Origin of the sequence: Corynebacterium tuberculostearicum, assembly GCF_032821615.1 — a bacterium.
GTDB classification, from domain to species: domain Bacteria; phylum Actinomycetota; class Actinomycetes; order Mycobacteriales; family Mycobacteriaceae; genus Corynebacterium; species Corynebacterium tuberculostearicum_H.
On the sequence record NZ_JAVBIF010000003.1, the window covers coordinates 59572 to 81760 of the forward strand.

Consider the following 22189-nt stretch of genomic DNA (forward strand, 5'->3'; position numbering starts at 1 on the left):
CATGGCCGTCAAAGGCGACGACAACGTTATCTATGCCAATTTTGGCACTCGCAAACGGGTAAGCACCCCGGCCGAAGTCAATCACGTGGACCGCAGCGGGCGCATCCTGTCCACTACCGCATCGCGTATTGCTGCCTTTACCTCGCATGGTGCGGATCGCGGCCGAATTACCCGCGGCCGCCAGTATGCCGAGGGCGGACACGTCGTGGGCCTCGAGGTGCGCAATGGAGCCATCCATGGGCGCGTGGCCGGTTCCCAGAACGAGCCCTTTGCGGTGCTCATCCAGCTGCCGTACCGCAATAACGATGACATTGCCCAGCTGGCCACCGAGTTCGCTCGCACCCCCAATTCCGTGGCCAACGCGCGCAAGGGCCTGCTTTCCGACGCCGCCTTGGACACCCTCTTCGCCCCCGAGGCCGAAGACCTCCGCCTGACCTGCGACTGCCCGGATGGCGAGTACGTGTGCAAGCACATCGTGGCGGTGGGCGATAAGCTCGCCACCCGCGCTGATGCGGACCCGGCCGTCATCTTTAATATGCGCGGGCTGGACTTTGCCCGGCTGGAGCGCATGGTCTTAGAGCAGGCCAAGACGGTAAGCCGCGAAAGCTTTACCCCGAGCGACCTGTCCGAGGAAGAAAAGAATGACATCTTCTGGAACGGCCGCGAGCTGCCGAAGCTGCCGCAGCCCAAGGTAGCCCCAGCCATCGATGACTCCGATCCGGACCTGCTGCGCAAGGCCATGCGGTCGGTCTCGCATACCAACCTGGATCTCCTGCGCGCGGTATCCGATATTGAAGACCTCTACTACCACCTCTCGCACTAATGACTGCTACCACGTTTATCCACACCTCCGATTTTCAGCTGGGCATGACCCGGTGGTTCTTGAAGGGCGAGGCCCAAGGCCGGTTTAATGATGACCGCGAGGCCGCCATCGTGCGGCTAGGCGAGCTGGCCGAGGAGACCGGCGCGGAGTTCATCGTCGTGGCCGGCGACGTCTTTGAGCACAATGCCCTCTCGCGCGACATCCTTGCCCGCGCCACGGAGATGTTTAAGCGCCTGCCGGTGCCGGTTTATGTCCTGCCGGGAAACCACGACCCGCTGGTGGCGGATTCGGTCTTTTATAAGACCAGCGCAGAGAACGTCCACGTCATCGCAGACTCAGAGCCCATCGAGGTCGCACCCGGCGTGGAGCTGGTCGGCGCGCCGTACCTGTCCAAGCGCGCAAACCACGACTTGGTCCGCCAAGCGCTCGAGCCGTTGGCGCCGGCCGCGGGCATCCGCATCGCCGTCGGCCACGGCCAGGTGGATTCCCGCTCCGGCGAGGATGACGCCGATACCATCGACCTTGGCTTCGTCGAGGACTGCCTGGACCGCGGGGTGATCGACTACCTGGCGCTGGGCGATACCCACTCTACCGCCAGCCTCGGCACCACCGGCCGGGTGTGGTTTTCCGGCAGCCCGGAGACCACGGACTATAAGGAAACGAGCACCGGCGGCGGCGAATCGGATTCCGGCAATGCGTTGGTGGTGCGCGTGGGGGATAAGGTGGACGTCGACAAGCGCTGCATCGGCCGCTGGACCTTTGAAGCCCTCGATGCCGCCGTGGATTCTGCCGAGGACGTGGAGCGCTTCCTCGCGCGCTTAGGCGAGTATCCCGATAAGGTGCGCACGGCCGTGAAATATAGCCTGCGCGGCACGCTCGGCGTCGAGGCCCACGCCCGTCTGCAGCGTGGCCTGGACGAGTACGAAGCCGTATTTGCCTCCCTGCGCCCGCGCGAGCGCACCATGGACCTTTACCTGGAACCCAGCGAGGAGGAATTGGCCAGCCTCGATATTTCTGGCTATGCGGCCGAAGCGCTGCATGAACTGCTGGATAACCGCGAGGATCCCGTCGCCCGCGACGCCGCCAACCTGCTATTCCGCTTGGAGGGACAGTCCTAATGCGCATCCACCGCCTAGAACTCACCAACGTTCGCGGCATTGAGCACCTGGTCCTCGATGAGCTGCCCGAGACCGGCGTCGTGGTCATCCATGGCGAGAATGAGGCTGGCAAGTCCACCATCGTGGAGGCGCTCGACGTGGTGCTCACCGAAAAGCACAGCGGCCGCTCCAAGCGCATTCGCTCCCTGCAACCGGTGGGCAAGGACGTTGCCCCGGAAGTTACGGCCGAGCTAAGCGTAGGGGAGTACCGCTTCCGCATTGCCAAGCGTTGGCTATCAAAGAAATCCTGCGAGCTGAATATTTCTTCCCCACGGCCGGCGCAATTTACCGGCAGCCAGGCTGACGATGAGCTGGAGCGCATCCTCTCTGAGCACCTGGACCGCTCGCTTGTCGACGCCCTCTTTATGCGCCAAGACGACACCGGCGAGGCCATCTCTGCCGTCGGCATTCCTAGCCTGACCCGCGCGCTCGAGCGCGAATCCGGCCTGGCCGAGGACGAGGTTTCCGGCGACGATTCCGCGCTGCTCGCTCGCGTGGACAAGGAGTATCAGCGCTACTTCACCGCGGCGAAGGGTAACCCGGCCGGCGAGTACAAGGAATCCGCCGCAGCCCTAGCCCGCGCCGAAGAGGAATACACAGAAGCCACCCGCGTCCTGCGCGAGCTCGATTCCGTGGTCGAGCGCTACGAGCAACTCGAGCGCGACCAAGCCGCCGCCGAAGCCGAGCTCCCCGCCGCCCGCGCCGACCTCACCGACAAACAGGCGCAGGCCGAGGAAGCCGCTACCGCGCAGGCCACCCTGGACTCCCATAAGGCCACCCTGGCCCGTGCTTCAGAGGATCTTGCCCGTGCGAAAGCCGCCGTCACCGAGCGCGCCGAGCTCGTCACCGCGGCCGAGGAAGCCGCCACGGCCACCGAGGCCGCCCAGCATAAGCTCACCGCCGCCCAAGACAAGGCGAAAGGAGAAGCCGCGGTCAAAGAATTGCTGGAGAAGCAACTAGCGGAGGCCAAAGAGGACTATGCCGCCGCCCGCAGCACTTTAAAGCAGGCACGCCGCCTGCAGGATAAGCAGAAGTTTGAGCAGCTCAGCGCCCGTCTGGAATCGCTTGACAGCCTAGCCGCCAAAGTAGACCAAGCCCGTGCGACCATCGCCCAGCGCGGCCGCGAGGTCACCGCGGCCGATATCACCAGCCTGCATAAGGCAGACTCAGCGCTGTCGGTGGCCGAGCGCCTGCACGAGGCCGCTGCCGCCAAGGTCCATTTTTCCGGACCTGCTGGCTCCACCATCCGCGTCGATGGCGAGGACATCGAGTTGGATGAGGACACCGCCGTCGAGCTTGTCGATTCCCGCGTTATCACCATCGGCGATATCACCGCCCGCTTCTCGGCCGGTTCCTACTCTGCGGAGGACACCCAACGCGATGTGGAACAGGCCCGCACCCGGCTGCACGAGCTGCTCGATACCCTGGGCGTAGGTTCAGTGGCCGCGGCCGAGGAAGCCCATGAGACGCACCGTGCACAGAACGACGCCCTCGATGCCGCCACCCGTGCCCTTGCCGCGGAACTGGGGCCGGATGATTTGGGCGAGCTGCGCGCCCAGCATGCCGCACTGGCTGAGAAAGTCGCGGACCTTGCGGACGGGGAGGAGGTAGACCTCGCCGCCGCAGAGGCCGCGGAGGAAGAAGCCAGCGAAAAGGTCGATGCGCTCGACCGCGAACTCGTGCCGTACCGCGAAAGCCGCCTAGCCCATGAGGCTGTGCGCCTCGATGCCGAACTTGCCGCGGCCCGCGAAAACGCGCAGCGCGTGACCCGAGACCTTTCCTTCGCGCGTGAACGCGCCGCCGACGAGGACCTGCGTGCTGAGGTCGTTCGCCTGGAATCCGTAGTGGTGGACCTGCGCGGGCAGCTCGAAGAAATGGAAACCGTTGACCTTGCTACCGCGCAGTCCTTGGTAGAAGGCGCGCAGTCCCACCTGGATTACCTCACCGACCGCATCCAACGCTGCGAGGTAGACCTCGGCCGGCTTTCCAGCGAGGTGAACTTCCACTCCGGTGCCGCCGAGCGCGCCCAACAGGCCACCGCGGCGCTGGAGATGGCCCGGGCGGTATATGAGAGCGTGGACAAGCGTGCGCAAGCCGCCCGCTATCTGCGCGAACTGTTGCTCAAGCATCGCGATGCCGCCCGCCAGCGCTACGCCGCGCCCTTCGTGGCTGCACTGTCGCGGCTGGCCCGCACCGTGTACGGCGGCGGCATCACTTTCGAGCTCGATGACGACCTCCGCGTGACCACCCGCACCCAGGACAATGAAACGGTGAGCCTGGCCAGCCTCTCCGGTGGTGCCCGCGAGCAGCTGGCCATCCTCACCCGCTTTGCCATCGCGCAATTGGTGGGGCCGGAGTCGGTTCCCGTTATTGTGGATGACGCGTTGGGCTCTACCGATGCACACCGCCTGCAACTTATGGCCACGCTCTTTTCCCATGTCGGAAGGGACAACCAGGTATTGGTCTTTACCTGCATGCCGGAGCGCTACTCCCGCGTACCGGGACGCAGTGAGCGCGACATTGCCGCGCTCAAAGGGGTAATCTAGTGCCATGCCTTATCAAACTCGCTGGTTAGACGACGATGAGCAGGAGCTATGGCGCCTGCTCCTTGGCGCCGTGCGCAAGATCGATAGGGGAATGGAGGAAACGCTGAAAGCCGGCGGCGAGGTATCTGCCTCCGAGTTCGCCGTCCTTGTTGCCCTGTCCGAGGCACCGGAACAACGCCTGCGCTTGCACGAGCTGTGCACTCAGCTGGAGTGGGACCGCTCCCGCGCCTCCCACCAAGTAACCAGGATGGAAAAGCGCGGCCTGCTCACCAAAGAACCGGACGAGGACGATGCTCGCGGCATCAACGTGTGCGTGACTCATGTTGGCCTAGAACACTTGCGGCGTGCCGCTCCTGAACACGTGGAATCCGTGCGCCGCATGGTCTTTGACCACCTGCAACCCGAGGACGTGCCCGCCCTTCGGCGCTTTTTTGCCGGAGTACTACAGGTCAAAAACATCCCGGGCTATGAAGGGTACGTGCCAGATTCGCTACTACACGGAAAGGATCAAGCTCCATGATGGGACAAGAGCTCTTTGAGCACCCGAAGAAGCAATATAAGACCTACGGGATCACCGCGTTGGAGGAGCTTAGCCCGCGAATCGGCGATCCAGAGGTGCACTTGGACGACGTCGCCAGCGAGGACCAGGTTGCCGCCATGGAGGAGGCACTAGAGGCCTATCCAGATTCCGCTCTCACCTATGACCAAGACACCGAGCTGTGGATCGTCGGCGCGGAAGAGGACATTGAGCGGATGCTTGGTGACCGCGAGTCCTTCGTAGAGGCGCTGCTCAATGATGAGGACCCAGGAATTTAATCGCCGATTTTCGGTGTCAATCAAAAGTGCGAGGAATGCGGCCTTCTGGGCGCTTAACTGTTAAGATATCCGTAGTTAATCCTCGGTGGATCGAAAGGTTTTATCATTATGAACGAGCGTGAGGCTCAGGAACAGCGCGAAGCAGCAGCCCGCGATAAGAGCAAGGGCTGGGTTTCCGTCTTTGTGCAGTGGATCCCGAACATGCTGCTGGCACTGGTAATGGTTGCTGCCATGTTCTTCGGTATGTACTACATCGAGCACGGCACCTTGGACATCACTCAGCCGATCACCAACGAGTTCATTACTCAGTAGCTTCGGCACATAGAAGAATCCGGCTCCCGCACAATCGGCGGGGAGCCGGATTATTTTTATTTGCCCACCGCCTGGCGCCAGGTCATTTTGCGTCCATTATTCAAAATGGCGCGGCGGTAGATGTGACCGACCAGCACGATAATCAGTGCGGTCACCACAGCCATGAGCACATAGCTAGCTAGCAAGCCTAACCAGCTGAGGTTGCCCCCGGCCACCTGCATCGGAGCGACCAACATGGAAACCGGCGGCAACCAGGTCATTACCTGCATCCACGTGGCATCCAGGTGCATCCAGCCGAACATTGGTACATACATGGTGGCAAAGACGAGGAACAGGATAGGTGCCTGCGTGGACTGGAGATCCTCGGTGCGCTGCACCATGGAGCCGGCTGCAGCGTAGAGGCTGCCAAAGAAGAGCAGGCCGAGAATCTCGCCAACAAGGAGGACGGCTACCAAGCCGTAGTCCAGCTCGATGTCACTAGCCAATCCAGTCGTAGCAAGAGAGATAGCACCGCCGCCCAAAATGAGCAGCGTGGCTAGGAATCCAACGATGGTATTGCCCAGAATCTTGCCGGCCAAAAAGTCCACCGGACGCACGGAAGACAAGATAATTTCCACCACTCGGGACGACTTTTCCTCCGTGACGCGGCCACCAATCAAGCCGGCGAAGGTCATGACGGAAAAGACGACCACCATTGCGCCAATGAGGACCGTGGCTACGCCGGCCATCTTATGTTCCGTGCCGTCCTCTTCTTCTAAGTTCACCTGATTGACCGTGGTCGAGGGGGTAGCCTTTTCTAACTCTTGTGGGTCAATATTGAGCGTATCCAGCGCAGTTGCTTGTGCTTGAGAAGCAACGATTTGGTTGACGGTGGTGGTCACGGACGCTGGGGCATCCCCTTTGCTCACGAGTTCCCAGCCGTCGTTCTCGGCCGGCACTAAGGCGGCATCGGCGTCTTCATTCTCTACCATCTGCTGGGCTTCTGCGCGGTCTTTCGCCGCGGTGGCATCGATGCCGGAATCATCAAAAGCAGACGCTTCCATCCCCACGACGGCTACGGAATCTGGTTCGTCATCGCCGCTGAAGAAATTGATAGCGATAGGGCCGATAATGGCACCGAGGATGAGTAGCAGCATGGTGCCCACCACCATCTTCGACTTCAGCGCGACCGCCATCTCACGCTTGGCTACAACTCCGATGGTCTTCATTGCGGAATACTGCATGGCCTAGGCCTCCTCGTTCTGGTTGCTGGTGACGACGTCCTGGAAAAGCTCGGTCAGGTCTGGGATCTTGCGGCCGAAGGAATGTACCGGGCCTGCGGCTAGGGCTGCCTGCAGGATTGCCTGGTCATCGATGGTTTCATCGGCCTCGAGCACGACGGCGTCGGCAGTTTCTGCCACCAGCTCCGTGCCTTCCGGATACCAGCCGCGCGCTGGGGTAGCGACCTCAAAGCGGGGAGGGCCTTGGCTGCGCAGCTTATCGACGCCCCCTTCAGCCACCATATGCCCCTTCGTCACAATGCCCACGCGGTCACACAAGCGCTGCACCAGGTCCAACTGGTGCGAGGAGAAAATGACGGGCACGCCGCGATTGGCGCGCTCGCGCAGCATGTCTGACATGACGTTGACCGCAACCGGGTCCAGCCCGGAGAAAGGCTCGTCCAGAATCAGCATGTCGGGGTCGTGGATGAGGGAGGCCGCGAGCTGTACTCGTTGCTGATTGCCCAAGGAGAGGTCATCGAGCTTATCGTCCATGCGCTCGCCCAGCCCCAACTGTTCTAGTAGTTCAGTGCCGGCGCGCTTGGCGGCGGGCTTATCCATGCCGTGCAGGGTGCCTAAGAAGACCAGCTGGCTCAGCAGTGGCTCCTTTCCGTAGAGCCCGCGCTCTTCTGGCATATAACCAATGCGGCGGCGGTTATCGTCATTGATTGGGGCGTCATCGAAGTAGACCTCGCCAGAGTCTTTGGCTAGCACACCAAGTGCAATGCGCATGGTGGTGGATTTTCCGGCGCCATTGGATCCGACGAAACCGAAGATTTCGCCGTCACCAACGCTAAAGGTCATATCCCGCAGGGCTTGAGTCTCCCCGAAGGACTTATTGAGGTGGTCAATGGTCAAGGTGGGCATGTGTTAGTCCTCCGAGTTCTGGTTGAAGGTCAGTGCGTAGCCGACAGCGGGCAACGTGGCAGAGATGAAGTAACTAGAGAGCAAGTAGTAGCCAGCTCCAAGCAAATATTTGGTGCCAATAGTGCCGGTAATTCCTCCGCCTAGGAACCAATTGCCTACGAGAAGGGTGACAAGACCGCCGGCAAAAAGAAACGCGTTAGACAGCTGGAAAGCCTTCCGGCGCCACTGGTCGAGAACCCGGGCCTCGTACTCATCAAGAGAGGACAGCGGCTTGCGGTCTTTGGAATCAATGGACACCCGCAGAATGGTCCAGGGAATGCAAGAAAGCACCATTGCGATAGACATTCCTAACAGTGCCCAGTAAGAAGAAATCGCCAATGCGAGGATGAGAAAGATCGCGGATACAGCTACGCAGCCATACATTGCCGCGATTAATCCACGGGCGGGGCCGGGACGGCGGAACCGTTCGGCGCGGATCGTTGTTGAAACAGGGGCGTCGTTTGCTGTCATGCATTCAAGTGTTGCATAAACCCAACACTCTGGCAACAGTTTCTGCAGATTTTCTTTGGGGTTGACCCTGACGCGACGTTAGGCGCGACAATGTCACCATGGACGACATCGATGAAGTTCTTTATACCGTTGGCGAGGTAGCAGCGCTCTTCCGCATTACGGTGCGCACCTTGCACCACTGGGAGGCACAAGGCTTGCTGTGTCCTACGTGGCGCAGCTGGTCCAATTACCGGCTGTATACCGAGGAAGACTGCGCCCGCGTGCAGAAGATTCTGATCTACCGCGCTACCGGTATGAAATTGACCGATATTAAACAGCTGCTAGATGGCGATGCTTCCGATCTGGAACATTTGCGGAGGCAAAGAGAAAGCCTGCTCGCGCAGCGAGACAGTCTTCGCGACATGCTGGCAGCAATTGACACCTTGATGGAGGATGCAATGAATAACCGAAAGCTCACCACCGAAGAAATTGGGCAGATTGTCGGCGATGCCAACTTCGCCGCGCATCAACAAGAAGCCGAAGAAGCCTATGGATCGAGCGAGGACTGGTCTATCTATCAGCAGCGCACGGCCGGTTGGTCGAAGGATGACTGGAGTGATGCTCAAACCGGCGTCGCTGAGGTGGAAAAGGAGCTGGCCCAAGCCGTAGCGGGCGGTGTGGCTGCGGGGTCGGAGGAGGCCCAGGGGCTCGTCGACAAGCACCGCGCAGCACTCAGTGCCTTCTTTCCCGTCACGCCGGCAAAGCACTTCTTAATCTCGCGCGGCTATGTGGCTGATGAACGCTTCCGTGCCCATTATGAGGCGCAGCAGGAGGGGTTGGCGCAGTGGCTGGCAGACGCGATTGAGCATGCGGCTAAGGCGCAAGGAGTGGATACCGCAAACCCGGAGTGGAAATAATTAGCGGGCCGGAAGATAAATAAGCCGCTGACCACCAGAAAGTCCTGGTGGTCAGCGGCGTCTGTGTCCCCGACAGGGATCGAACCTGCGACCTTCGGTACCGGAAACCGATGCTCTAATCCGCTGAGCTACGGAGACATCGCTGGGAAAATTCCCAACGATGTGATTTTAGCGCATGGGGTAGTGGGGGACTAAATCAACCCTGGGGCGTCGGTGGTAGTGACTTCACCGGTGCGCAAGTAGTGCACGCCGATGTCGTCGACAACCTTATTCCCAGAGGCAAAGTGCCCATGACCGGGACCATGGACTGTGACCACGCGGGACTGCATCGGCTTGGAGAGGCTCGTGTGGTACTGGTACGGCGTTTGTGGATCGCCCGTCGCCTGAACTTGGAGGGGCTTGGTGGCGAGCTTGGAACCGTCGAGAGGCGCCTGGCCCGTGACCGGTGCGCGGCCACCGCAGCCCGCGCCGGAGCCGTAGAGGGAATTGAAGGAGGTGAAGGGATCAGCGCTGACGAATTTGGCCCACAGGTAGCTCGGGTAGAGCAGCGGATTTCCGGGCACGGTGTTTTCATTGCAGACAATGAGGTTTTGCATATTGATTGCCTGGGCTAGGGACTCTTGCTCTTTGCGCAGTGTCTCTGGGTCAGGCTGCTCGGTGTCCATGGGCTCGCTGCCATTCAAGTGCTTGGCAAAGGCATCCCACTGCGCAGGGACCGGAACGAGGATTCGCGTCATGTTCAATAGCGGGGAGGCTACCTGCACGGCGTTGGGGTTTTGAATCTTCTGGCTGAGGAACTCCGCCTGCACGCGCAGTGGGCCGGTGGCGGTCATAATGTCCGCGCCGGGCTGACCGGCAAATTCGAGGCCTGGAGGCAGGTCACCAATCTTGGCGTTCGGTGGCAGGACAGTAGGGCGTACACCTGCCTCGCGAGCTACCTTTTGAGACCACTTTTCGTAGACCTGCAGCGGGGTGGTACCGAGGTGGTACTTCGCATCATTTTTGGCAATGAAGCCGAAGAGCTCGTGCAGTCCCTTTTCATAGCCGCGCTGTTGCGAAGCAAAGATCCCATTCCACGCCAGCTTGGGGCTCATACCGGAATCCAATAAGACTTTGCCGGTGTGCTCCGGATACTTGGTGGCGTAGGCAGAGCCGAGGTACGTGCCATAAGAGGTGCCGGCGATGTCAATTTTTTCCTCACCCAAGGCGCGGCGCACCATTTCCCAATCCTGCAGGGTATTCGCGGTGGTCAGCGAATTGGTATAGCCAGGGGTGTGCTTTTCGCAGGCATCGCGCGTGAGCTTTCCCACCTGGAAGCTTTCCTGGAGGGGATCACTGGTGGCCGAAGCATCGCACTTGACTGGGGTGGAGCCTGGAAGACCGCGTGGCTGCACACCGATAGTGTCCCACTCGTCCCGCACGGCCTGTGGCCACGGAAAAGCGCTATTGCCGGCCCATCCATAAGCATCGGCATTTGGGCCACCAGGGTTGGTAAACAATGCGCCACGGCGGGCGCTTGGGTTGGCTGCGGGCACCCGCACGAAGCCGACGCTGATGGTGCCGGCCTTCGGATTGTCATAGTAGGTAGGGACTTCGATGCGTCCGCATTCAGCCGAGTCGATATCTACCTGCTCGGGGCAGTCTTCCCAGGAAATAGCGGGCTTGGTTTCCAGCGGTGCAGGTGCAGGCGCGGCCGTGGCAATCGGTGCAGTGATGCCCATGGTCAGTGCGGCAGCACCAAGCGTGGCCGCAAGCTTAGAAGAAAAAGAAAGCATAGGTTAGGTCTCCAGAATAAAAATGATTGGTAGACCTAGCCTATGCTTTTTTGATGCCTTTGGCATCATATTCACAGTAGGTGGGTGCCCTCACCGGCCGGGGCAGGAGAGGGGCTACGCATTACTACTTGACGATGACAACGATGAGGTCACGCGGGCCGTGTACGCCCTCGACACGAGTGAGCTCGATATCGGAGGTAGCGGACGGGCCGGAGATCCAGGTCGCTGGCTTCTCCGGGTTCATGCGGGAGATGACCTCGGGGATACCGTAGACGATCTCGTTCTGGTGGACGATGCACAGGTGGCGGTCCGGAACCAGAGTCAGTGCACGACGGCCGCAGCGCTCATCAGACTCGAGCACAATGGTGCCGGTCTGTGCGGAGGTGACGTGGGAATAAGTAACCACAGCGTCCGTCTCGTTCAGGGTGCGCGGATCGACGGACTTATCGTCCGGCTTGGCGTCGAAGCCCTCGAAGAGGGTGGCGTCCATGCCTTCGGCGTAACGAATGTCGTTGCACTCGCGGTCCTTGAGGATCGTGGCGATGGTCTGCTTGAGCTCGCCTTCCTCGGTGACGTGCACCTCGGCCTTGTAATCCTCGAGTCGGTCAATGAGCATATCGCGCAGCTCGTCCGCGTTCAGGGTGCCCTCGTGGTGGTAGTCGCGCGGGGCATCAACGTGGTCGGGGAGACCAGCCTGCTTCTGGGCGGAGCGGATGCGGCTTAGGATTTCCTGCTTTGCGTTCACTTTTTGGACTCCTCACGGGCCTCGGCAAGAAGTTCCTTGCCTTCTTCGGACTCGAACCACTGGCGGAAGGACTTCTTTGGCGGAACCGCGGTGTCGCGGCCCTCGGACCAACCGGACATAAACAGTGGCAGGGATTCGATGGTCTTGTTGGTGCCACCCAAGATGCGGCCCAAGGCGACCATGTGAGTTGCCTTGTTCCACAGCTTCGGGTTGCTCCACAGTAGCTGAATGGTCTTGAAGAGCTTCGGCTCGATTGGTGGGGTGGCGTGGGTGACCTTCTGGTGGCGGTTTTCCAAAATGACGTCGGAAAGCGGAATCTTCACCGGGCACACCTCGTCGCAGCGGCCGCACAGCGAGCACGCATAAGGCAGGCTGGCGGAAGGATCGTTGTGATCCTTCATGCCGGTCAGCTGCGGCGTCAGGGAAATGCCGATCGGGCCAGGGTAGACAGAGCCGTAGGCGTGGCCGCCGGCGCGCTCGTAGACCGGGCAAACATTCAGGCAAGCCGAGCAACGGATGCACTTGAGAGCCTGGTGGCCAATCGGGGAGGACAGGGCCGCGGTACGGCCGTTATCCAGCAGCACCAAGTGGAAGTTCTGCGGGCCATCGCCCTCAGTAACGCCGGACCACATCGAGGTGTATGGGTTCATGCGCTCCGCGGTGGAAGAACGCGGCAGCAGCTGGAGGAAGACCTCCAGGTCCTGGAAGGTAGGAACCAGCTTTTCGATGCCCATCACAGTAATGAGGGTCTCTGGCAGGGTCAGGCACATACGGCCATTGCCCTCGGACTCCACGATGTTGATGGTGCCGGTTTCTGCCACACCGAAGTTGGCGCCGGAGATAGCAACCTTTGCCTGCATGAACTGCTCGCGCAGGAACTGTCGGGATGCCTCGGCCAACTCTGCTGGCTGTGCCTGCAGGGTGTCATCGGTATTTGGCATCTTGTTAACGAAGATATCGCGAATCTCCGCGCGGTTGCGGTGGATTGCCGGAACCAGAATGTGGGACGGCTTATCCTCGCCCAGCTGCACGATGAGCTCGGCCAGGTCGGTCTCGCGAGCGTTGATGCCCGCTGCCTCCAGGTGCTCGTTCATGCCGATTTCCTGGGTGACCATGGACTTAACCTTGACCACATCGGTCTCGCCGGTAGCGCGAACCAGACCCTCAATGATCTGGTTAGCTTCCTTGGCATCGCGTGCCCAGTGGACGACGCCGCCGCGAGCCTTGACTGCCTCTTCGAACTGCTCGAGCAGTTCTGGCATGCGGGCGGCAACGTCTTCCTTGATGGCGGAGCCAGCAGCGCGCAGCTCCTGCCAATCATCCAGCTCCTCTACAGCATTGGAGCGCTTCTCACGAATGGAGGTGGTGGCGTGCTGCAGGTTGTGGCGCTGGGTGGCGTTATTCAGGCCAACGTGTGCCAGGGGAACAAAGGCCTTGCTGCCGCGCAGGTTGCCGTAGCCTTCCGGCGCGCGCGGTGGGGTGGTATCGAGGAAAGAGGTCATTAGAGCATCGTCTCCTTGGAGTAAGCGGCGGAGGTCGGAGTCCATGGGTGCTCCTTGGTGGAAGCCAAGATCTCAGCCATGTGAACGGCGCGGACGCCGGAACGCTGGCGGCTCAGGGCGCCACCGATGTTCATCAGGCAAGAAGAGTCACCGCCGGTGACGAACTCAGCCTCGGTCTCCTTGATGTGGCGAGTCTTATCGGTGACCATCGCGCGGGATACCTCTGCGTTCTTGATGGCGAAGGTGCCGCCGAAGCCACAGCATTCTTCCTTATTCGGAAGGGTGACCAGTTCGATGCCTTCGACTTCTTGCAGCAGCTGCATCGGGCGATCGCCCAGCTTCAGGAAGCGCAGGCCGTGGCAGGAAGAGTGGTAGGTCACGCGGTGCGGGAAGAATGCGCCCACGTTAGTAACGCCCTCGACGTCTACCAGGAATTCCGGCAGGTCCAGGGTCTTCTGGGTGGTCTTGCGAGCGCCGTCGACGTCGGCGGAGCTGCCGTAACGGTCGGCGATGCGCTCGTGCTGCTCACGAACGGCACCCACGCAGGAACCAGAGGCAGCAACAACGTAGTCAATGGAGGGATCTGCGAAGGCATCCGCATAGGAGCGGATCATACCCAGGGTTTCCTTCTGGTAGCCGGTATTGATGTGCATCTGGCCGCAGCAGGTCTGCTCCTCCGGGAAGACCACCTCGTGGCCCAAGCGGGAGAGAACCAGTGCCGTTGCCTTTTGTACGTCCGGGAAAAGGGCGTCACCAATGCAAGTGGAAAATAGCGCAATGCGCATACGGTGCTCCTCGTTGATTCTTGACATGGGGGGGTAGGCACAACCCTACTCCTTTTAAGCAGTACGTGCGTAATGCGTCCCTTTGTTGACCAGCAATTATTTCGCAATATCAATGTTGCAAAAAGCTCTTATCAAACGTTTGTCCTGCAAAGAGGAGTTTTCTGGCCCGGCCCTTTTCACACTTGACTTTTCAGTCCACTAGAATCGTGCGACATGACACCAGCTGATTTGGCCACACTGATTAAAGAAACTGCCGTTAAGGTCATGGAAAGCCATGAGCTTGATTCCTCCGTTTTGCCGGAAACGGTAACTGTAGAGCGTCCACGCAATCCTGAGCACGGCGATTACGCCACCAACGTGGCGCTGCAAGTGGCCAAGAAGGCCGGTGCAAACCCGCGCGAGCTGGGCGGCTGGTTGGCAGAGGCCTTGGCGGACAATGATGCCGTTGCAGAGGCCGATATCGCCGGCCCTGGTTTCATTAATATTCGCCTAGCTGCCGACGCCCAGGGCGAGATCGTCGCGCAAATCCTTCGCGCCGGCAAGGAGTATGGTTCTAACGATTCCTTTGCGGGTAAGAAGGTTAACCTCGAGTTTGTTTCCGCTAACCCGACCGGCCCGATCCACCTCGGCGGCACCCGTTGGGCGGCCGTGGGCGATTCCCTGGGCCGCGTGCTGGAGGCCTCTGGTGCCCAGGTCACCCGCGAGTATTACTTTAATGACCACGGCGGCCAGATTGACCGTTTCTCCCGTTCCCTGGTGGCTGCCGCGAAGGGCGAGCCGACTCCGGAGGATGGCTACGGCGGAGCCTATATCCAGGACATCGCCCAGGCCGTCGTGGAGAAGAACCCATCCGCGCTAGAGGGCAGCGACGAAGAGGTTCAGGAAGCCTTCCGTGCAGACGGCGTGGAGATGATGTTTGCGCAGATCAAGCAGTCTCTGCATGAGTTTGGTGTGGACTTTGATGTCTACTTCCACGAGAACTCCCTCTTCGAATCCGGTGCAGTCGATGCCGCGCTGGAAAAGCTCAAGGCCGAAGGCCATATGTACGAGGCTGAAAATGCCTGGTGGCTCAAGTCCACCGATTACGGCGATTCCAAGGATCGCGTGGTGGTCAAGTCCGATGGCAATGCAGCCTATATTGCCGGTGACATTGCCTACGTGGCCGATAAGTTCGACCGCGGACACGATTTGAATATCTACATGCTCGGCGCTGACCACCACGGCTATGTGCCACGCTTGAAGGCTGCCGCAGCCGCCCTGGGCTACAATGCCGACGCCGTCGAGGTGCTCATTGGCCAGCTGGTTAACCTCCTGCGCGATGGCAAGCCAGTGCGCATGTCCAAGCGTGCGGGCACGGTCATCACCATGGAAGATCTCGTGGCTGCCATCGGTGTGGACGCTTCCCGTTATTCCCTGGTGCGTTCCTCCGTGGACCAGAGCATCGATATTGACTTAGGCCTGTGGGAATCCCAGTCTTCCGATAACCCCGTCTACTACGTGCAGTACGGTCACGCCCGCCTGTGCTCCATCGGCCGCAAGGCAGCCGAGCTGGGCGTCGATGCGGAAGGCGCGGATCTCTCCTTGCTCACCCATGATCGCGAGGGTGACCTCATCCGCACCCTGGGTGAGTTCCCAGCCGTGGTGGAAGAGGCCGCGCAGCTGCGCGAGCCGCACCGCATCGCCCGCTATGCTGAGGATCTCGCCGCGGTCTTCCACCGCTTCTATGATTCCTGCCAGGTCTTGCCCAAGGCTGGCGAGGACGAAGCTCCTATCCACGGCGCCCGCCTCGCGCTGGCACAAGCCTCCCGCGTGGTCTTGGCCAATGCCTTGACCATGGTGGGTGTGAGCACCCCGGAGAAGATGTAAGTGGCGGATTTCAATGAGCTGCCGGCCCACGTCTGGCCGCGCAATGCAAAGCGCGAGGAAGACGGCGTAGTAACCATTGCTGGTGTTCCGCTGCCGGATTTGGCGGAGGAATTCCAGACCCCGCTCTATGTCTTCGATGAAGATGACTTCCGGTCTCGGTGCCAGGACATGGCCCGTGCTTTCGGTGGGCCCGAGCACGTGCACTATGCCTCCAAGGCCTTCATCTCAAAGAAGGTCGTTAACTGGGTCAATGAGGAAGGCCTGTGCTTGGACGCGGCCTCCCTCAACGAACTCAAGATTGCACTGGCTGCCGAGTTCCCAGCCGAGCGCATTACCACGCATGGCAATAACAAGGACGAAGAATACCTGCGGCTGTGTGTGGATGCCGGTGTAGGCCACGTCGTCATCGATAATGAGCACGAACTCGAAGAGCTCAACCGAATCGCAGGTGAGGCGGGCAAGGTGCAGCCGGTCATGATCCGCGTCAAGCCGGGTGTCGATGCGCATACGCATGAGTTCATTGCCACAGCGCATGAGGATCAGAAATTCGGCATTTCGCTCGCCACGGGTGCAGCCTTTGCTGCGGCCAAGCGTTGCTTGGAGGCGGACAACCTGCGCCTGAGCGGCCTGCATTGCCACGTGGGATCCCAGGTTTTTAATGCGGAGGGATTCAAACTTGCCGCGGAGCGCGTCATGGGGCTGTACCGCCAGATTTATACCGAGCTGGGCGTAACTCTAGAAGAGCTCGATCTGGGCGGCGGCTTTGGCATTCCCTATATGCCCTATGAGGAAGCGCTGGATATCGAGCGCGTGGCCGGCGATATGCTCGGCGCGGTCAAGCACACCGCAGAGGAGTTGGGCATTGAGGCGCCCTTCCTCTTGGTTGAGCCCGGTCGCTCCTTGGTTGCCGGCTCGGCGGTGACCGTCTACCGCGTGGGTACCGTCAAAGATGTAGAAACTGGCAAGTCGGATCTGCCGCTGCGCCGCTATATCTCCGTCGATGGTGGAATGTCAGATAATATCCGCCCGGCGCTCTACGGTTCGGCCTATGACGTGCGCGTGGTCAACCGCTTTAGCGATGGGGAAGAGGTGCCCTCCCGCGTGGTGGGCTTCCATTGCGAGTCCGGTGATATTCTCCTTGAGGACGGCGAGCTACCCAATGATATCCAGCCGGGAGACTTGATTGCCTTTGCTGCTACCGGTGGCTACCAGTACATGATGTCCTCGCGCTACAACGGTGCGGTGCGCCCGGCGGTCGTCGCCACGCGCGTGGGCCAGACCAAGCCCATGCTGCGCCGCGAGACCATCGAGGATCTTCTTTCCCTCGAAGTGGACTAGCCCACGCACTCGGTCCCCGTCACGAGGCCTAATTTAATTCAGGGCCTGTGACGGGGGCTTTTCTATCTATAGACCCATTTACAGCGAAAGTAGACAGCTTGTTCTGTATAGTGTCCTGTATCCGCAATTAGCGGGCACTAAACCTTTACCCCAACCGCACAATGGAGACGGATTATGGCTGCATCGACTAGCGAGCTTCAGGCACACGAGCATTCCGGCAAGGGCGAGGGCGAGACCGTTGGTATCGCGCTGCTGGGCTTCGGCACCGTTGGTGCTGAGGTCTTTCGCTTGCTGGGGGAGAATGCTCATGCCTTTGCTCACCGCATCGGTGGCCCAGCCGAGATTCGCGGCATTGCCATCCACAACAAAAATAAGCTGCGCCCGGGCGTGCCCCAGGAGTTGTTGACCGATGACGCCAAGGCGCTCGTCGCCCGCGATGATATCGACCTCGTGGTTGAGGTTATCGGCGGTATCGACTTCCCGCGCGAGTTGGTGCTCGCCGCACTCAATTCCGGAAAGTCCGTGGTGACCGCCAATAAGGCCCTGGTTGCCGCGCACGCAGACGAGCTCGCGGAGGCCGCCGACCGCGCGGGTGTAGATCTCTTCTTCGAGGCTGCCGTAGCCGCCGCGATTCCGGTGGTGGGCATGCTGCGTCGCTCTCTGGCCGGCGATCAGGTAGAGCGCATCTCCGGCATTGTCAATGGCACCACCAACTTCATCTTGGACGCGATGGAGTCCACGGGCGCTTCCTATGATGAAGCGCTGGCGGAGGCTACCCGTCTAGGCTATGCCGAGGCCGATCCCACCGCGGATGTAGAGGGCCATGACGCCGCCTCCAAGGCCGCCATCATGGCGTCTTTGGGCTTCCACACTCGCGTGAAGTTTGAGGACGTCCACTGCGAGGGCATTACCAAGGTCACCGCCGCGGATATCGCCGCGGCTAATGATGCCGGCTATTCCATCAAGCTGCTGGCCATTTGCGAGCGCCTTCAGCGCGAGGACGGCTCCGAGGCGGTCAATGCCCGCGTGCACCCCACGTTGGTGCCTAAGGAGCACCCGTTGGCTTCCGTGAGCGAGTCTTATAATGCCATCTTCGTCGAGGCCGAGGCCGCAGGTTCCCTGATGTTCTACGGCAATGGTGCGGGCGGCAATCCTACGGCGTCTGCCGTGCTTGGCGACGTCGTCGGGGCAGCCCGCAATATCGTCCACGGCGGCCGCGCACCGGGCGAGAATACCTATGCCAACCTGCCTATCGCAGACTTCGGTGAGGTAGAAACCCGCTACCACATCGATATGGAAGTCCAGGACCGCACCGGCGTCTTGGCCGCCATCTCCGCCGTGTTCGCTGACAATGACGTTTCCCTGCGCACCGTGCGTCAGGAAGACGGCGCGGACACCGCCCGCCTTATCGTGGTCACCCACGCCGCGAAGGAGGCCACCTTGGACACCATTGTGGCTGCTTTGGGCGAGCTCGAAGAGGTCAAGGCCGTTCATTCCGTAATCCGCCTCGGCAGCTAGCCCGGCCAAATAGACTGGATAGCTATGAGCATCGAAGTTGAAGTCGGCACTAAGGCAATCGTGACCGTTCCTGCCTCCACGGCGAACCTTGGCCCGGGTTATGACACCTTGGGCATGGCGTTGAGCCTGTATGACACCGTTGAGGTAGAGGTCACCACCTCGGGCCTTACGGTGGAAATTTTCGGCGAGGGCGCAGAGGACCTGCCACGCGATGGCTCCCACTTGGTGGTCAAGGCGATTCGCTCCGCACTCTCGGCGGCCGACGCCACCGTGCCCGGCCTGCGCGTGGTCTCGCATAATAATATCCCGCAGTCGCGCGGCCTGGGCTCTTCCGCCTCCGCCGCGGTGGCGGGCGTGGCCGCCGGCAATGCGCTGGCGGGAAGCCCGCTGACCCAAGAGCAAGTGGTGCAGCTTTCCTCCGCCTTTGAGGGCCATCCCGATAATGCCGCCGCCTCCGTGCTGGGCGACGCCGTGGTGTCGTGGACAAATGTTCCCGTCGACGGCCATTCTTTGCCGGACTACCGCGCCGCGTCCATCAAGGTGCACGAAGATATCCGCGCCACCGCGCTCGTGCCAGATTTCCACGCCTCCACCCAGGCGGTGCGCCGCGTCTTGCCGTCGCACGTGACGCATTCGGATGCGGCGTTCAACGTCTCGCGCACCGCGGTCCAGGTGGCGGCGTTGCAAAACTACCCGGATCTCCTGTGGGAGGGAACCCGCGATCGCCTGCATCAGCCGTACCGCGCGGATGTGCTTCCAGTGACCGCGGAGTGGGTGAACCGCCTGCGCAATCGCGGCTATGCGGCCTACCTATCCGGCGCCGGCCCCACCGTCATGGTGCTGCACACCGAGGATATTGAAGAGAGCATTCTTGCCGACGCCCGCGAGCAAAACCTCCGCGTCATCGACCTCACCGTCGCCGGCCCCGTCAGAGTGGAGCTTACGCAGGCTTAATCTTTAGCCGGCACACGTTGGGGTGCTGGCGCGGCACCAAGGTGATCGAGGTGGCATCATCGCTGGTTTCTTGCAGGAAGCCAGCGTGTACCGCGCACAGGAACGGCGAAGGCTCAATCCCCGAAGAGACAAACGGGCAGGCATGGAGCTCGATGTCGGTCGAGTCCGGCTTGGTGGCAGGATCAAAGCCCATATCGCGCAGGGTGGCAAAGAGCGTATCGAGCGCACCATTGGAGGCATCCGCGCCCGCGGCGCGCGCCCAGCGTCGCCCGATCTCGAGGGCCTTGGCTGAGGCGGCGTCATCAAGCTCTTCCTTATCCGCCAGCATCGTGGTCAGCACTTCCACCAAGGTGATGTATTCCTCGGCTACCGCTTTATTATCCGGTACGCGGGCCCGAAAGATGAGGGAGGGGCGCCCGCGGCCCTTACTCGGCGCGGACACCACGTTGACGGCCCCAGCGTTGACCAGTTCATCGATGTGTCCGCGGGCAGTGTTGACGTGCATGCCTAGTTCCTCGGCGACGGTGCCGGCCTTGGCGCCTTCGGGGTGGCGCTGCACAGCGGTGAGCACCTCGCGCTGCTTGGGCGAGAGGTTGAGGGCCTCCGGAAAAAGTTCGGTGGTGGACCGGGGAAGTGAATCAGGCATGGTGGGAATCCGCCTTGGGGTCTGCGAAAACAGAAATCTTAGTTGGGGTGGACAAAAACGTTTGCTTTAGACACTGTTAAGGATACGACGTTACCCACCGCGACGCCTAAAGCGAACTCGCGGTCTACCGGTACTGTAGCCTCGTGGCCTCCCAGATCAACGCGCAGCTGTGCCGCTGCGAGGCTGGTGGCCTCGACGGCCAAGACGCGCGCTGCCCATTGATTGCTGGCCTCTGGCGCCGCGCCAATTGTGGCCGCATGTGGGTCAAAGGTCACCGCCACCTCCTGTCCGGGCGCAAGAGACGAATGCTCCGTGGCTGCCAGAACGGAAATTTCGCCACACGCGACCTTGACGGTGGAGGCGCCGGTTTCGGTCACGGTTCCTTCGAGGCGGTTGAGACCCGCTAGCGCCGCAACGAAGCCTGTCGGCGGTGCCTCAAGCAGACGCGCGGTTGCGCCGTGCGCCCGCACCTGGCCGGATTCCATGACCAGCATGTCCTGCGCCAAGTGCGCAATATCGAGAGCATCATGGGTAACAAGCAGCGTGGTACGGTCTGCGCGGGCCGCGTGCAAGAAGTGGCGCCACCTCTCGGCCGATTTCACGTCGACTGCGGCAAGGGGCTCGTCCACAATCAGGACGGCTGGCCGTGCGGCTAGCGCGCGCACGAGCGCCACGTGGGCGGCTTGGCCGCCGGACAGGGCGGGAACGGGGACGTCGGCAAGCTCGTGCAATCCCGCTGCCGCCAGGAGCTCCTGTGCACGGGACTTATCTCGGGTGACCATGGACACCGCTTCCACGGCCGTCGAGCGCGGCGGCAACCCCGGCCGCTGGGTGAGCAAGACGACGTCGGCGCCCTCCGGCGAGACCTCCCCGCCGCTCAGGCGTCCGGCAATGCGCCCCATCAAGGTCGTCTTGCCGGAACCATTCGGGCCCACCACGGCCGTAATGGCACGCGGGGAAAAATCCGTGCGCATACCGTCGACGGTCACCGACAACGCCGGCGCATCAGTGGGCCGGGTAAGGTCGCGAAGCTTATCGACGTCCATCTCATGCAACCGCCTGGCCTGCGGCTGGTAGCTTCGCCGCCGCAGCACAGGCAAGCCCGCCAGCGCCAGGCAAGCCAAGGCCAACCCGATAAGTAGCGCGGAGAGCACGTATGCGCCATCCGCATCGACCTCGCGCTCCAAATAAATACCCAGGGGCATGGTGCGGGTGACCCCAGGCTGCGAGCCGGCGAAGGTAAGGGTCGTGCCAAATTCGCCCAGCGAGCGCGCGAAGGCCAACCCCGCACCCGTAGCCAAAGCCGGGGCGATGGACGGCAGGGTGATTTTGCCCAGGATCTCCCATCGCCCCATGCCCACGCCGCGCGCAGAGGCGAGGATTTCCTGGTCCAGCTGGCGCAGCGCCGAATCGACCGCCACCACCACAAAGGGCAGTGCCACAAAAGTCTGCGCCATAACGACCCCGGGGAAGGCGAAGGCGAAGTGGATGCCGAGGGCGTCGAGAAGCGGGGCCAGGTATCCCTTGCGGCCGAAAGCTGCGGTAAGGGCCAATCCGCCCACCACCGGTGGCATGGCCAGGGGCAGGTAGACCAAGAGGCGCACTACGGCGCTGCCGCGGCCGAGCTGCTGCACCCACAGGGCCAGCCCCAAGCCCAGCACGAGCGCAAGGATCATGGATTGGAAGGCTGCTGCCACTGAGATGAGTAGCATGTCCCGGATCTCGTCGCGCGCGAGGTAGTCGCCGATGCGCGCCCAGGGCACGCGCAGGCCAAGGGCGGCAACGGGGACGATGATGGTAGCTACCGCAATGAGGCCAATAAGGCCGATAAGGAGCGGGGCTTTGGGGCGAATGGGTTGTGGTGCAGACATAGC

At 61.4% G+C, this 22189-nt stretch carries 20 protein-coding genes and 1 tRNA gene; 11 read left to right on the top strand and 10 right to left on the bottom strand.

The features are described from left to right. Position 1: 1 nt before the first annotated feature. The 6 genes from RAE09_RS04040 to RAE09_RS04065 all read left to right on the top strand — a co-directional run bounded on the left by RAE09_RS04040 (position 2) and on the right by RAE09_RS04065 (position 5654). A complete protein-coding gene (locus RAE09_RS04040; protein ID WP_284786633.1) occupies positions 2–823 on the top strand; it encodes an SWIM zinc finger family protein in 822 nt (273 codons plus the stop codon). Further along, positions 823–1941: a metallophosphoesterase family protein gene (locus RAE09_RS04045; RefSeq protein WP_316981028.1), complete on the top strand. Its 1119-nt coding sequence runs from the start codon at positions 823–825 to the stop codon at positions 1939–1941. The genes RAE09_RS04040 and RAE09_RS04045 overlap by 1 nt, the downstream gene beginning before the upstream one ends. Next, entirely contained in the window at positions 1941–4526 is a 2586-nt protein-coding gene (locus RAE09_RS04050) for an AAA family ATPase (RefSeq protein WP_316981029.1), read from the top strand. Before RAE09_RS04045 ends, RAE09_RS04050 begins: the two co-directional genes overlap by 1 nt. 4 nt (positions 4527–4530) lie before the next feature. After that, on the top strand, positions 4531–5046 hold the full coding sequence (locus tag RAE09_RS04055) for a MarR family winged helix-turn-helix transcriptional regulator (RefSeq protein WP_316981030.1): 516 nt from the start codon (positions 4531–4533) through the stop codon (positions 5044–5046). Further along, a complete protein-coding gene (locus RAE09_RS04060) occupies positions 5043–5342 on the top strand; it encodes a molecular chaperone GrpE (RefSeq protein ID WP_316981031.1) in 300 nt (99 codons plus the stop codon). Before RAE09_RS04055 ends, RAE09_RS04060 begins: the two co-directional genes overlap by 4 nt. A 108-nt stretch (positions 5343–5450) precedes the next feature. After that, positions 5451–5654, top strand: coding sequence for a hypothetical protein (locus tag RAE09_RS04065; RefSeq protein ID WP_005323426.1), 204 nt, complete (start codon positions 5451–5453; stop codon positions 5652–5654). Between the two features lie 56 nt (positions 5655–5710). Here RAE09_RS04065 and RAE09_RS04070 read toward each other — a convergent pair whose 3' ends face one another. The 3 genes from RAE09_RS04070 to RAE09_RS04080 are packed head-to-tail and all read right to left on the bottom strand — an operon-like array spanning position 5711 to position 8290. After that, entirely contained in the window at positions 5711–6877 is a 1167-nt protein-coding gene (locus tag RAE09_RS04070) for an ABC transporter permease (RefSeq protein WP_316981032.1), read from the bottom strand. Positions 6878–6880: 3 nt separating this feature from the next. Continuing rightward, the gene (locus RAE09_RS04075; protein WP_179386357.1) at positions 6881–7780 is read right to left on the bottom strand and encodes an ABC transporter ATP-binding protein; all 900 of its coding nucleotides are present in this window, start codon (positions 7778–7780) and stop codon (positions 6881–6883) included. A 3-nt stretch (positions 7781–7783) separates the two neighbouring features. Next, complete coding sequence (locus RAE09_RS04080) at positions 7784–8290, bottom strand: hypothetical protein (RefSeq protein ID WP_316981033.1); 507 nt, start codon at positions 8288–8290, stop codon at positions 7784–7786. 98 nt (positions 8291–8388) lie between these two features. On the opposite strand from RAE09_RS04080, the gene RAE09_RS04085 reads away from it, so the two are divergent. Continuing rightward, positions 8389–9186, top strand: coding sequence for a MerR family transcriptional regulator (locus RAE09_RS04085; protein ID WP_316981034.1), 798 nt, complete (start codon positions 8389–8391; stop codon positions 9184–9186). A 64-nt stretch (positions 9187–9250) separates the two neighbouring features. On the opposite strand, the gene RAE09_RS04090 is transcribed toward RAE09_RS04085, so the two are convergent. The 5 genes from RAE09_RS04090 to RAE09_RS04110 all read right to left on the bottom strand — a co-directional run bounded on the left by RAE09_RS04090 (position 9251) and on the right by RAE09_RS04110 (position 13993). Continuing rightward, positions 9251–9324: transfer RNA gene (locus RAE09_RS04090), tRNA-Arg, on the bottom strand. A gap of 53 nt (positions 9325–9377) precedes the next feature. Next, positions 9378–10961 (bottom strand): alpha/beta hydrolase, encoded by a 1584-nt coding sequence (locus RAE09_RS04095; protein WP_316981035.1) that lies wholly within the window; start codon positions 10959–10961, stop codon positions 9378–9380. Between the two features lie 124 nt (positions 10962–11085). Next, positions 11086–11706 (bottom strand): LutC/YkgG family protein, encoded by a 621-nt coding sequence (locus tag RAE09_RS04100; protein ID WP_239228080.1) that lies wholly within the window; start codon positions 11704–11706, stop codon positions 11086–11088. Continuing rightward, positions 11703–13208 carry a lactate utilization protein B gene (locus tag RAE09_RS04105; protein ID WP_316981036.1) on the bottom strand — a complete coding sequence of 502 codons (1506 nt, stop codon included), beginning with the start codon at positions 13206–13208 and terminating at the stop codon, positions 11703–11705. Before RAE09_RS04105 ends, RAE09_RS04100 begins: the two co-directional genes overlap by 4 nt. Further along, entirely contained in the window at positions 13208–13993 is a 786-nt protein-coding gene (locus tag RAE09_RS04110) for a (Fe-S)-binding protein (RefSeq protein ID WP_150851124.1), read from the bottom strand. The genes RAE09_RS04105 and RAE09_RS04110 overlap by 1 nt, the downstream gene beginning before the upstream one ends. Before the next feature lie 213 nt (positions 13994–14206). Here RAE09_RS04110 and argS point away from each other — a divergent pair, with 213 nt between their 5' ends. The 4 genes from argS to thrB all read left to right on the top strand — a co-directional run bounded on the left by argS (position 14207) and on the right by thrB (position 19669). Beyond that, a complete protein-coding gene (gene argS / locus RAE09_RS04115) occupies positions 14207–15859 on the top strand; it encodes an arginine--tRNA ligase (RefSeq protein WP_316981037.1) in 1653 nt (550 codons plus the stop codon). Further along, on the top strand, positions 15860–17197 hold the full coding sequence (gene lysA / locus RAE09_RS04120; protein ID WP_316981038.1) for a diaminopimelate decarboxylase: 1338 nt from the start codon (positions 15860–15862) through the stop codon (positions 17195–17197). 174 nt (positions 17198–17371) lie between these two features. Further along, positions 17372–18715: a homoserine dehydrogenase gene (locus RAE09_RS04125; RefSeq protein WP_316981039.1), complete on the top strand. Its 1344-nt coding sequence runs from the start codon at positions 17372–17374 to the stop codon at positions 18713–18715. 24 nt (positions 18716–18739) lie between these two features. Beyond that, the gene (thrB, locus tag RAE09_RS04130; RefSeq protein ID WP_250409354.1) at positions 18740–19669 is read left to right on the top strand and encodes a homoserine kinase; all 930 of its coding nucleotides are present in this window, start codon (positions 18740–18742) and stop codon (positions 19667–19669) included. On the opposite strand, the gene RAE09_RS04135 is transcribed toward thrB, so the two are convergent. Both RAE09_RS04135 and RAE09_RS04140 read right to left on the bottom strand, forming a co-directional pair. Beyond that, entirely contained in the window at positions 19656–20315 is a 660-nt protein-coding gene (locus tag RAE09_RS04135) for a helix-turn-helix transcriptional regulator (RefSeq protein WP_316981040.1), read from the bottom strand. The genes thrB and RAE09_RS04135 overlap by 14 nt on opposite strands. 38 nt (positions 20316–20353) lie before the next feature. Then, entirely contained in the window at positions 20354–22186 is a 1833-nt protein-coding gene (locus tag RAE09_RS04140) for an ATP-binding cassette domain-containing protein (RefSeq protein WP_316981041.1), read from the bottom strand. Positions 22187–22189: the final 3 nt, after the last annotated feature.